Annotated in this window: 9 protein-coding genes; 5 read left to right on the plus strand and 4 right to left on the minus strand. The window is 67.2% G+C overall.

The genetic code is table 11. From position 1 onward, the window contains the following. Window positions 1–37: 37 nt before the first annotated feature. On the minus strand, window positions 38–1,747 hold the full coding sequence (locus ACTT2I_RS11505; protein ID WP_443096676.1) for a ShlB/FhaC/HecB family hemolysin secretion/activation protein: 1,710 nt from the start codon (window positions 1,745–1,747) through the stop codon (window positions 38–40). Window positions 1,748–2,260: 513 nt separating this feature from the next. Here ACTT2I_RS11505 and ACTT2I_RS11510 point away from each other — a divergent pair. From ACTT2I_RS11510 to pgaD, 5 genes are all read left to right on the plus strand, one after another. Further along, window positions 2,261–3,472: a CynX/NimT family MFS transporter gene (locus tag ACTT2I_RS11510; protein ID WP_088434748.1), complete on the plus strand. Its 1,212-nt coding sequence runs from the start codon at window positions 2,261–2,263 to the stop codon at window positions 3,470–3,472. A gap of 344 nt (window positions 3,473–3,816) precedes the next feature. Continuing rightward, complete coding sequence (gene pgaA / locus ACTT2I_RS11515; protein ID WP_421099335.1) at window positions 3,817–5,853, plus strand: poly-beta-1,6 N-acetyl-D-glucosamine export porin PgaA; 2,037 nt, start codon at window positions 3,817–3,819, stop codon at window positions 5,851–5,853. A 10-nt stretch (window positions 5,854–5,863) separates the two neighbouring features. Further along, complete coding sequence (gene pgaB, locus ACTT2I_RS11520; protein ID WP_421099334.1) at window positions 5,864–7,759, plus strand: poly-beta-1,6-N-acetyl-D-glucosamine N-deacetylase PgaB; 1,896 nt, start codon at window positions 5,864–5,866, stop codon at window positions 7,757–7,759. A gap of 7 nt (window positions 7,760–7,766) precedes the next feature. Then, window positions 7,767–9,014: a poly-beta-1,6-N-acetyl-D-glucosamine synthase gene (gene pgaC / locus ACTT2I_RS11525; RefSeq protein WP_421099333.1), complete on the plus strand. Its 1,248-nt coding sequence runs from the start codon at window positions 7,767–7,769 to the stop codon at window positions 9,012–9,014. Beyond that, the gene (pgaD, locus tag ACTT2I_RS11530; RefSeq protein WP_088434733.1) at window positions 9,011–9,487 is read left to right on the plus strand and encodes a poly-beta-1,6-N-acetyl-D-glucosamine biosynthesis protein PgaD; all 477 of its coding nucleotides are present in this window, start codon (window positions 9,011–9,013) and stop codon (window positions 9,485–9,487) included. Before pgaC ends, pgaD begins: the two co-directional genes overlap by 4 nt. Window positions 9,488–9,519: 32 nt before the next feature. Here the strand turns inward: pgaD and ACTT2I_RS11535 are convergent, their stop codons facing one another. Genes ACTT2I_RS11535 through ACTT2I_RS11545 form a run of 3 tightly spaced genes read right to left on the minus strand, consistent with a single transcriptional unit; the run spans window position 9,520 to window position 12,241 of the window. Beyond that, window positions 9,520–10,782 carry a glutamate-5-semialdehyde dehydrogenase gene (locus ACTT2I_RS11535; RefSeq protein WP_421099332.1) on the minus strand — a complete coding sequence of 421 codons (1,263 nt, stop codon included), beginning with the start codon at window positions 10,780–10,782 and terminating at the stop codon, window positions 9,520–9,522. A gap of 36 nt (window positions 10,783–10,818) precedes the next feature. After that, window positions 10,819–11,967: a glutamate 5-kinase gene (proB, locus tag ACTT2I_RS11540; RefSeq protein WP_421099331.1), complete on the minus strand. Its 1,149-nt coding sequence runs from the start codon at window positions 11,965–11,967 to the stop codon at window positions 10,819–10,821. Window positions 11,968–11,980: 13 nt separating this feature from the next. Then, complete coding sequence (locus ACTT2I_RS11545) at window positions 11,981–12,241, minus strand: YciI family protein (RefSeq protein ID WP_421099330.1); 261 nt, start codon at window positions 12,239–12,241, stop codon at window positions 11,981–11,983. Between the last annotated feature and the right edge of the window lie 3 nt (window positions 12,242–12,244).

A 12,244-nucleotide genomic window follows, 5' to 3' on the forward strand; every position in this document is an offset into this window, starting at 1 on the left:
GTGCGGTCGGCGCGGCGCGTGGGCGCCCGCGCTGAAATCAGAACGACCAGCTCAGGGTGAATCCGGTGACGGTGTACGCGTTCTGGAAACCAGACGGCTTGTTCAACGGGGCGCCGACGAAGCCGTCCCAGTACAGGCCGCGATACGACCCGCGCAGGCCGATCACGCTGCCCGCCAGGTCATTGCCCAGCTGCCATTGCGTGGCACTGCCACCGACATGGCCGTAATCGGCCCCGACGTAGAACTCCTGCCCGCCACCGAGCGCCAGAGCGATGTCGTTGCGGATCAACCAGCCGCGCTCGCCCATCAGCGACATCTCGCCATCGAAACCGCGCACGGTGTAACGACCACCGATCGCGAAGCGGTCCTGCGGCACCAGGCCGCCACGGTTCCACTGCGCGCGCCAGCTGCCGGTGTAGCGCAGGCGCTGCTGGCCGAGCTGGAACGGGACGCTCAGCTGTGCGTCGGCGAAGTAGATCTTCGGGTGCGAGGTGGCTTCACCGAACAGCTCCTCGGGCGCTGCGATCGAGCCGAATGCCCCGGTGCCACGGCGGAAGCCGACGGTGCCATCGAGCGTAGCCTGGCCGATGAAATGACGGTGGTTCAGGCCGAGCTCCCAGCCACCCATGCGCCGGCGCTGGACCAGGATTTCGGTGTCGTCGATGAAGTTGCGCGAGTCGCGCTCCCAGGCGCGCAGGTACATGCTGGTCTTGCTGCTCGCGTTGCGGAACAGCAGGCGCGTCGCCCGTACTTCGGCGTTGTAGCTTTCACCGCTGTAGAGATACGACTGCTGGTTGCCGGCCACGGTCTGCTCGTATTCGTAGCCGCTGCGCGTGGCGCCGAACAGCCAGTAGCCCACGGGCACGGAGTAGTGGAACGTGAAGCCCTTGGTGCCGCGCTTGCCGCCACTGAACACGTCATGGTTGAGGTTGACGTAGAACAGGTCGTTCTGGCGCAGCGCGTGGTCCAGCGACATCGTCGCACCGGCCTGGGTCTTGCCGGTGGCCTTGCTGCCGGAGTCGTCCAGGCTCAGGTTGAAACGCACCAGCCGCTGCTGCGACCACTGCACTACCAGGTCGCTCTGCCCGGGCGCGGCGTCGGCGCCTTCGGCCGGGCTGATCTGGATGTCGGCCTCGGCGGTCGGCACGCGCTTGAAGTTCTCCAGTCCCTGTTCGATATCGCGCAGGTTGAGCAGGTCGCCACTGCGCGCGGGGATCGCATTCCACAAGGTGGCGTCGCGATGGGTGCCCTCGGCGAACCGGATCTGGCGCAGCGTGCCGGGTACGACGGTCAGCTCCAGCGTGCCGGTGGTCAGGTCCTGCGGTTGGGCCAACACGCGTGTGGTGACAAAGCCGCGTTCCACGATGGCGTTCTGCACGCGCGACATGACCACGTTGATGCCGGTCGTGCCCAGGCAGCGGCCGAGGGCCGGGTCGCTTTTGACATTGGCCGCGGCCAAGGCCCACTGGAAGCGTTCGGCCTGGTCGCCCGCCAGGGTGATGCGGTCGATCACGAAACAGGGCGTCTCGTCCTGGGGCAGCCGCTCCGGCGCCGCCATCGGCGCTTCCTGCAGGCGCGCGTCCGGCCGGGTTTCAAGCTGCTCGCGCAGGGCGCGTTCGCGCTCCTGCTGGCGAAGCAGTTCCTGGTCCGGGGCAGGCAGTTGCTGGGCCTGCGCCGAGGTGCAGGTCAATGCCACGGCGGCGGCCAGCGGGGCCAGAAGCAGGGTGCGCCGGGAAGCGCGGTGCATACCGGCGCGAGCCGGGGTGGGTAGTACGTTGTTTGGCATGCAGGATCTCGAACGTGGGCTGGCACGAACCATCGTTCGCTATAGACCGCCCCTATGGAGGCCCGCCAATTTAAGAGCTATTCGCGACATGAAAACCGTCAAAAACCCCACCCACGCGGTAAGACAACCACCCGCTCGCTTGTAGGGTTTTTCCTAAATAGTCATTTTTTTGACGCAGTTCACATGGAAGAGGATCGCGCGGCCCTTGTTGTGAAGGCGTTTTCACACGTAGTGCTTCCGGCGGCCTCGGCGCTATACCCGGTCCCCGCATCGGGTCGTCGACGCAAGCCCCCGCAACACGTCGCGGTTCCGGCAGGACCTGTCGGGATCGAACCCGTACAATGGCCGGTCCTGGCCCCGCCTTCGGCGGCGGCCCAGTCCCCTACCCCGCAGCTGCCGGCCATTGGCCGGTCTCTGCCGTTGCACCCGCGCGCCAGCATGGCCGCGGTGCGCCACCTGTCAGGAAACATGCTGATGACTCACCCCACCTCCCCGTCCCAGTCCCTGCTGCACGGGCGCCTGCTGGCGTTTGCCGCGATTCTGCTGGCTGCCCTGAACCTGCGCACGGCGGTCACCTCGCTGACCCCGCTGCTGGATGTGCTCGGCCAGACCTTCGGCTTCGGCACCACCATGACCGGCGTGCTCGGCATGCTGCCGACCGCAGCGTTTGCGCTGTTCGGCGTGACCACCCCGGCCGTGGCGCGTCGCCTGGGCCTGGAACGCACCGCCCTGCTGGCGATGAGCCTGGCCACTGTGGGCCTGCTGCTGCGCTCGATGGCCGGCGGCGTCGGCAGCCTGCTGTTCGGCTCGGTGGTGGCGCTGGCCGGCATGGGCATCGGCAACGTGGTGGTGCCGCCGCTGGTGAAGCGCTACTTCGCCAACCGCGTGGGCACCATGAGCACGCTCTACATCACCGTGTTGCAGATCGGCACGATGATGCCGGCCCTGCTGGCGGTCCCGGTCGCGCAGCAGGCGGGCTGGCGCGTGTCACTGGGAATCTGGGCGCTGATGTCGCTCGCGGCAGCGCTGCCGTGGCTGATGCTCTCGCGTACACGCCCGCACCCGGACACGATCAGCGCCGCCAACGACCCGTCCAGCGCGCCGCACGGCAAGGTCTGGAAGACCCCGCTGGCGTGGGGCATGACCCTGATGTTCGGCATGACCTCGCTGATGACCTATTCGATGTTCACCTGGCTGCCGCGGATCGTGGTCGAAGCTGGCGCGACGCCGGCCTTCGGCGGCATCATGGTGGCGATCTTCGCGGCCTGCGGCCTGCTGCCGTCACTGACCATGCCGGCCCTGGCCGTGCGCCTGCGCAACCCCTTCGGGCTGGTGCTGATCGGCTTCAGCGCCTTCCTGATCGCCTTCGCCGGCCTGTTGTTCGCCCCGATGAAGGCCCCGTGGCTGTGGGCGGTGCTGCTCGGCATCGGGCCGTCCACCTTCCCGCTGGCACTGACCCTGATCAACCTGCGTACCCGCACCCCCGCCGGTTCGGCTGCGTTGTCCGGCTTCATGCAGGGCGTGGGCTATGCCTTCAGCTGCCTGGGCCCGTTCCTGTTCGGCTGGCTGCATGCGGTCAGCGGCGGCTGGCACCTGCCATTCGGCTTCCTGGCGCTGTGTGCGGTGGTGCTGCTGTGCGCCTCGTGGATCGCCTGCAAACCGCAGAAACTCGAAGACCAGTGGTAAGCGCCCCGGCGCGTCCATCTACACGCGCAGTGCGCAACTGCTGACGTAGCGTGTCGCTAATTGACCCGGTGTGCTGCACCGGGCGGTGTTCGGAGCTGCTGGCGCCACCAGCCGGCTGAACAGCTTCATCGCGATGGAGTGCGCTTTCCATGCCGGCGACATGGGTTGAACCTTTAGAAATTCAATGACTTGCCTCTCCCCTCCGGGTTCCACCCGGGGGCTGATCGGTCGTACCCGCGTCTTAACGATTTGGCAACAACTGCGCAGTCAGGCACGATTGGCATGTGATGTGCGTCACACTTTTGACGCTACGCATTTTTGAAAGGACGCTCCAAGGGGGTTCCATGTACGACCATCGGCCGCTGGCGCTCAGCGTCGGCCTGGCATGTGCCGCACTCGCTTTCTCCGCTTCGGCTGCCGAAGCCGACGACCCGCGGGCTGACGCGTTGGCCGAGATCGGCCATTACCGCGACCAGGCCCATTGGCTGGATGCACTGGCCGCGATCGAGCGGGCACGGGTGCAATCGCCCGACGACGCACTGCTGTATCGCCTGCAAGTGCTGACCCTGTCCGACATCGGCAACGCGCACCGCGCCTGGCAGCTCTACCTGGCCCGGCCGGACCTGTTCGATGCCGCCCAGAAAGAACGGCTGGAAGGCAACTACCTGGCCAAGCTGGTGGGCTGGAGCCTGGCGTACGGCGCCAGCGAAGACACCCGCCTGGATGAAGCGGACGCTGCGCTGGTCCAGATGCAGCAGTACCTCGAGCGCGACGGCACCACCGTGCAGCAGGCGCCGCTGCGGATCCGTTATGACCGCCTGATCCTGCTCAACCGGCTGGGCCGCCATGCACAGGTACGCGATGAGTACCGCAGCCTGCTCGCCGAGGGCCACCCCGTTCCCAATTACCTGCTGGCCGCCGTCGGCGATTCGCTGATGGCCACCCAGCACCCGGCCGAGGCGATCCCGGTGCTGGAAGCCGCGCTCAAGGCTGATCCGTCGCTGCCGCAGGCGCGCTCGGAACTGGCTTACGCGTATCTGGAAGATGAGCAGGCCGACACCGCCATCGCCCTGCTGAAGAAATGGCAGGCCGATGAGCCGGCCTGGCGCTGGGCAAACGGTGCCAAAGCGCCGTACGCGAACTGGCCGCGCTACGAGGCCGACCTCAATCTGGCCATGGTGCGCGCCTACAGCGGCGATCTGCCCACCGCCCAGCACGACCTGGAGAAGATGGTCGAGATCGGGCCAGGCAACACCGGCACGCAATCCTCGCTGGGCAACATCTACCTGATGCGCGGCTGGCCACGGCGGGCGCTGGAGCGCTACAGCATGGCCAACACGCTGGACCCGCGCGACGTTCCGGCGCGGCTGGGCCAGTACGACGCCTACGTGCAGGTGCAGCGCGATGACCTCGCCCGCCCCATCCACGACACCCTGCTTGCCGCCTACCCCAACCAGCCCTCCGTGCAGCGCATGGACCGCAGCTGGCGCGCGCACCGTGGCTGGCAGTGGCATGCCTACGCCGAAGGCGGCCGCAGCTCCGGCGGTGGTGGTGCTTCACCGCTGGGCAACGATGACGGCCGCTACGGTGTGGAAGTGCAGTCCCCGGTGCTGGACGACCGCTGGCGCCTGGTCGCCTTCGCCGACCGGCGCAGCGTGGATTTCCAGGACCAGACCATCGACCCGCTGCGGATCGGCGTGGGCACACGCTATCGCTACGGGCGCGCCGATGCCGAAGCCTTCGTCAACCGCGCCAATGACCACATCGGCGAGACCGGCCTCAGCGCCGGGTTCGGCTGGCAGTTCAGCGATCAATGGCATGCCGGCATCACCGCTGCACGCAACGACCCGGACGCCTCGATGCAGGCGCGCGTCTCGGGCATCACCGCCGACAGCATCGCAGTGGCGGCCGACTATCGCCGTGATGAGCGTACTCACTGGAGCCTGGGCGCAAGCCAGTTCCGCTACGACGACGGCAACCGCCGCGATACCGTCAGCACGGCCATCGAGCAGCGCCTGATGACCCGGCCCACCGTGTTCCTGGACGGCCTCGGCAGCCTGTACGCCAGCCGCGGCAGCCGCGACGACGTGCCCTACTTCAATCCGTCCGAGGATCACTCGGTGGAGATCGGCCTGCGCGTGGATCAACAACTGTGGCGCCACTACGAACGCCACTTCCGCCATCGCCTGACGGTCTCAGTGGGGCAGTACTGGCAGCGGGGCTATGGCAGCGCGATCGTGCCCTCGGCCGAGTACCGCCACGAGTGGCAGCTCGGCGAAGGGCGCATTTTCGAGTACGGCATCAGCTGGTCGCGACCGGTCTATGACGGACAGCGTGAACGACACATCGGCCTGGATGCCGGCCTGCGGTGGGGAGAATGACATGCGGCACATGGACTTGAAACGCTGGATCCACTGGCTGTTGCTGGCCCTGCTCACGGTCGTCCTGCCAGCCCAGGCACAGCAGCGGCCCGCCGTGCTGGATGCGGCCGACAACGGGCTGCTGGTGCTCAGCTACCACGACATCCGCGATGAGGTCGCCGAACGCGGCGACCCGGATGCGTATGCCGTCAGCACACAGAACTTCGCTGCGCACCTGGACTGGTTGTCGGCCCACGGTTACCACCCGGTCTCGCTGTCGCAGCTGATCACCGCCTCGCAGGGCGGCACGCCGCTGCCACCCAAGCCGGTACTGCTCACCTTCGACGATGGCCTGCGCAGCGTGTACAGCAAGGTGTTCCCGTTGCTGCGCGCCTACAACTACCCGGCGCTGGTGGCGGTGATCACCGACTACGTGGACATGCCGGCCGGGCGCCAGATCGATTACGGCTACCGCCCGTTCACCCGCGATGATTTCCTGACCTGGGCGCAGCTGCGCGAGATGCAGAAGAGCGGGCTGATCGAACTGGCCAGCCACACTGACAACCTGCATCACGGCGTGCAGTCCAACCCACAGGGCAATTCGACCCCGGCGGTGATTACCCGCATCTACGACCCGGCGCGTAAGACCTATGAAACCGCCGCCGAGTACGAGGCCCGCCTGCGCACCGATCTGGGCCGCAGCGTGGAGCGCATCCAGCGCAATGTCGGCGTCAGCCCGAAGGCGATCGTGTGGCCGTACGCCGCGTACAACGCGCTGAGCAACGACATCGCCGAGCAGCTGGGCATGCCGGTCTCGTTCGATCTGGAAGGCCGCAGTACGCCGGTCAAGCGCGATCTGCACGGCCTGGCACGGTTGCTGGTGACCAACAACCCGACCGTGGTGCAGCTGGCCTACGAGCTGCGCCGCGATGTGGAACGCGATGGCATGCGTGCGCTGCAGATCGACCTGGATGCGGTCTACGATGCCGACCCGGTGCAGCAGGGCAAGAACCTGGATGCCCTGATCGACCGGGTCAAGAAGATCGGCCCCACCCACGTGTTCCTGCAGGCCTTCGCCGATCCGGACGGCAACGGCTCGGCCGATGCGCTGTACTTCCCCAACCGGCATCTGCCGATGCGTGCGGACCTGTTCAACCGCGTGGCGTGGCAGCTCAAGACGCGCGCAGGGGTGAAGGTGTTCGCATGGCTGCCGGTGCTGGGCTACGAGCTCAAGGATCCGGCCATCCGCAGCGCCCTTTCGATCGAGAGCCCGGAAAGCGACGGCATCTTCCGGCTGGACTTCACCCGGCCGCAGGTCCGCAGGATCATCGATGACATCTACGAGGACCTGGCGATCAACTCGTACTTCGAGGGCCTGCTCTTCCACGATGACGCCTACCTGCGCGACACCGAGCTGACCCAGTTGCCGCAGGAAGGCGATGACGGTGCACGTACCCAGGCACTGATCGATTTCACCCTGGAGCTGCGCAACGCTGCGCAGCGCTGGCGGCCCAAGCTGGGCACGGTGCGCAACCTGTATGCCCAGCCGGTGCTGGAACCGCAGAGCGCGAGCTGGTTCGCCCAGCGCCTGGACCTGTTCAACAAGGCCTACGACCACACCGCCCTGATGGCGATGCCGTGGATGGAAGGCAGCCGCAGCCCGGAACGCTGGCTGGACCGGCTGGTGGTGGCGGTGAAGCAGCACGATCCGCAGTTGTCGCAGACGATGTTCGAGCTGCAGACGCTGGACTGGCGCACGGGCAAGCCGATTCCCGGCGAACGCCTGCGCGCGCAGATCCGTCGCCTGCAGGCGCAGGGCGTGCGTCATTTCGCCTGGTATCCGGATGACTTCATCGCCGGACGTCCCTCCACGTATGACGCCCGCGCGGCCATGTCGGCCCGCAGCTTCCCATACGAGGAAAAGTGAGGTCGCCATGCATCCTCTTCTCTACGCGCTGTTCCAGTTCGCCTTCTTCTACCCGATGGTGATGGCGTTCTTCTGGATGTCCGGCGGCCTGTATTACTTCTTCCGGCGCGAGCGCAAGGCCCGCGACCGTGATGACCCGCCGCCGATGGATGTCTATCCGTTCGCCTCGATCCTGATCCCCTGCCACAACGAAGCGGAGAACCTGGAAGACACGCTGGGCTCGGCGCTCAAGCAGACCTATCCGGACTTCGAAGTCATCGCCATCAACGATGGCAGCAGCGACGATACCGGTGCGCGGCTGGATGCCCTGGCCGCCCTGCACCCGCGCCTGCGTGTGGTGCATCTGGACCGCAACCTGGGCAAGGCCAATGCGCTGCGCATGGGCGCGCTGGCGGCACGTTCGGAGTATCTGGTCTGCATCGATGGCGATGCGATGCTGGAGGAGTACGCCACGCACTGGATGGTCTGGCACCTGACCTCCGGCCCGCGCGTGGGCGCGGTCACCGGCAACCCGCGCATCCGCAACCGTTCCACCCTGCTGGGCCGCCTGCAGGTGGCCGAGTTCTCCTCGATCATCGGCATGATCAAGCGTGCGCAGCGGGTGTACGGGCGCATCTTCACCATCTCCGGAGTGATCGCCGCGTTCCGTCGCACGGCCCTGCACCGGATCGGTTACTGGTCCGACGACATGGTGACCGAGGACATCGACATCAGCTGGCGCCTGCAGCTGGACCATTGGGACATCCGTTACGAGCCCAATGGGCTGTGCTTCATCCTGATGCCGGAAACCTTGAAGGGCCTGTGGCGGCAGCGCCTGCGCTGGGCCCAGGGCGGCGTGGAAGTGCTGCTGCGGCATGGCGGTTCGCTGTTCCACTGGCGCAAGCGCCGCATGTGGGGCGTGCTGCTGGAGTACATCCTCAGCGTGCTGTGGGCGTACACGATGCTGGCGATCATCGTGCTGTGGGCGCTGGGCAAGTTCATGACGCTGCCGCCCGAGCTGTACATCGCCACGCTGCTGCCGCAGTGGCATGGCGTGATCCTGGCACTGGTCTGCCTGCTGCAGTTCGCCAGCAGCCTGATCATCGACCGCCGTTACGAAACGCATATTGGACGTAATTACTTCTGGGTGATCTGGTACCCGATGGCGTACTGGCTCATCAGTCTGTTCACGACCCTGGTGGCGTTCCCCAAGACGTTGTTCAAACGTCGTGGCAAGCGCGCGGTCTGGGTCAGTCCTGACCGGGGTATCCGATGAACACCGTCAAATCCACCCGCCGCTTCGACTCGCGGCTGATCCAGAAACCGCGCCAGCAACCGCGCCTGCAGCGTACCGCGTGGGGCTTTGTGACCATCGCCTTCTGGGCGTTCTACTTCTACCTGTGGGCACCGCTGGTGACGCTGATTTCCTGGCTGCTCGGCGGGCGGATGGCCTGGGCGCAGCTGTACGAACAGAAGCAGACGGTCGATCCGTTCGTGGTCATCGCGCTGCCGGTGATGCTGGTGTGCTGCGCAGCGTTGCTGATCGCGTGGGCCGAGTACAACCGCATGCGCTTCACGGGCAAGGAGCGCCGGCTGCCGCATGACGATGTGACCCGCGAGGAGATGGCGCATGACCTCGGCGCGAGTGCGGCGGTGGCGTCCCTGCTGGCCGATGGCAAGGCAGTGACGCTGCACATGGACGAGCACGCAAGGCCGGTACGGGTCACCGCGCAGGCGCTGGCCGGCTGAGGGGGTGCCGGCCACTGGCCGGCATGACCGGGTTACACGCGCGTCTGGCCTTCGCCGCGGACCACGAAGCGCTCAACGGTGAGCGCTTCCAGGCCCATCGGGCCGTACGCGTGCAGACGGGTGGTGGAGATGCCGATCTCCGCGCCCAGGCCGAGCTCGCCGCCATCGGAAAAGCGCGAGGAGGCGTTGACCATCACCACCGCCGAGCGCAGCGCGTGCACGAAGCGCTCGGCGGCCGCGACGTCTTCCGTGGCGATCACTTCGGTATGGTCCGAGCTGTACTGCTGGATGTGCGCCAGTGCCTGATCGAGGTCATCGACCACGCGCAGCGCGATGATCAGATCCAGATACTCGGCGGCGTAATCTTCCTCGCTGGCCGCCTCCGCATCCGGCAGCCACTGCCGTGCCACCGCATCGGCGCGCACCTGCACGCGACGTTCGGCCAGCGCCTGCGCCGCCAACGGCAGGAAGGTGGGTGCGAGGTCGGCATGCACCAGCAGCGTCTCCAGCGAGTTGCAGGCCGACGGCCGGCTGCACTTGCCATCCACCAGCAGGCGCAGCGCCAGTGCGGGATCGGCGGCACGGTCCACGTACAGATGGCAGACGCCCTTGTAGTGCTTGATCACCGGCACGCGGGCATGCTCGGCCACGAACCGGATCAGCCCCTCCCCACCGCGCGGAATCGCCAGATCGATCAGGTCGTTGAGTTGCAGCAGGGCAAGCATGGTCTCGCGGCGCAGATCCTCCACCAGGGTCAGCGCGGCATCGGCTACGCCGGCCTCGCGTAGCGCGCGCTTGAGAGACGCCGCAATCGCGGTGTTGGAATGGATCGCCTCCGAGCCACCGCGCAGGATCACGCCGTTGCCGGCCTTGATGCACAGCGCGGCCGCATCGGCCGTCACGTTCGGGCGCGCTTCGTAGATCATCGCGATGACACCCAGCGGCACCCGCACCTTCTGCACGCGGATGCCATTGGGGCGCACGTCGTCGCGGGTCACCTGGCCGACCGGATCCGGCAACGCGGCGACCTCGCGCAGCGCAGCGGCGATACCGGCCAGGCGCTGCGGGTTCAGCGCCAGGCGATCCAGCATCGCCGTGCCAATGCCCTTCTCCGTGGCCGCCGCAAGATCGCGTGCGTTGGCCGCGAGAATCGCATCGGTATCGGCCTCCAGCGCGGTGGCCATCGCCGCCAGCAGATCGGCCTTGGCCGAAGAAGACAACTGCGCGAGCTGCCGGGCAGCCTCGCGGCAGGCCAGCGCCTGGCTGCGGATATCGGAAGTGAAGCTGGCGACCATCTCAGTATCCTTGGGAAAAACGCGGTAGGGACGCGATCACAACAGCACCAGATCGTCGCGGTGGATCACGTTGCCACCGTAGTTGTAGCCGAGCACGCTCTCGATGTCGCGCGAGTGGCGCCCGGCGACGCGGCGGATGTCGCTGGCAGAGTACTGGCTGACGCCCCGGGCCAGGCAGACTTCGCCGGTCTCGGTACGTTGCCGGATCTCGATCATGTCGCCGCGACGGAAGTCACCCTGCGCGCCGAGCACGCCGCCGGGCAGCAGCGATGCGCCCTTGCCACGCAGCGCATCGGCCGCGCCGGCATCGACCAGGATCGCGCCCGGCTCCAGCGGCGCGTGGCGCAGCCAGTATTTTCGTGCGGCCACGCGGGTCTGTGCGGCATGGATGCGGGTACCGAACAGGCGGCCCTGGCTGAGCGCGCGCACGACCTCCGCACTGCGCCCGTTGAACAGGCAGGTCTCGATGCCCACCCGCCCCGCCTTGGCCGCTGCTTCCAGCTTGGTATGCATGCCACCGGTGCCGGCACCGCTGCCCGCACCGCCGGCCATCGCCAGGACCTCCACGGTCAGCTCCGGCACATCGTGGATCGGCCGGGCCTGCGGATCGCGACGCGGATCGGCGCTGTACAGGCCATCGATATCGGTGGCGATGAACAGCACATCGGCATCGATCAACGCCGCCACGGTCGCGGCCAGGTTGTCGTTGTCGCCGAGCTTGAGTTCATCCACCGAGACCGTGTCGTTTTCATTCACCACCGGCAGCGCGCCCAGCCGCAGCAGCTCGTTGAGCGTGGCGCGGGCATTGAGGTAGCGGCGGCGGTTGCGCAGGTCGTCGTGGGTCAGCAGCACCTGCGCCACCGGGCGTTCGAAGAAGCGCTGCCACAGCCCGATCAGCTGTGCCTGGCCCAGCGCGGCCAGCGCCTGCCGCGCCGCCATCGCCGCCCCGGCTTCCAACGCGCGCGGCACGATCGCCCGGCCGGCCGCGACCGCGCCGGAGGACACGATCACCACCTCGCGCCCGGCCAGGACATTGGCCGAGACGAACTGGGCCAGGCCCAGCGCGTGGCGTGGCGAGAGGCCGCCCCTATCAGCGGCCAGCAGGCTGCTGCCCACTTTGAGCACGGCGCGTTTCCACTGCGGGACGGCTTGTTCGGTGAACGGCGAAGGCACGGGCTGGTTCATGTGGTTGGCGCGCTCAGCGCGTGCTCCATTCGTGGATACGGGCGGTGGCACTGCCGTGCACCAGCAGGGGATCGGTGTCGACCAGCGCCTGCGCGGCCGCCAGATCGGCGATGTCCTGCAGAACGTAGGCGCCGCCCGTCTTGTCGGTGAAGCCACCGGTCAGCAGCAGTTGCCCGCGGGCGCGCACCTCATCGAGAAAACGCACATGTTCGGCACCGACCTCATCGCGGAACGCCGGCGTGCGGGTGACCATCACCAGGTAACAGGTTGTCATGGG

Source organism: Stenotrophomonas sp. PUT21 (assembly GCF_052232875.1).
In the GTDB taxonomy this organism is placed as follows: Bacteria; Pseudomonadota; Gammaproteobacteria; order Xanthomonadales; family Xanthomonadaceae; genus Stenotrophomonas; species Stenotrophomonas maltophilia_N.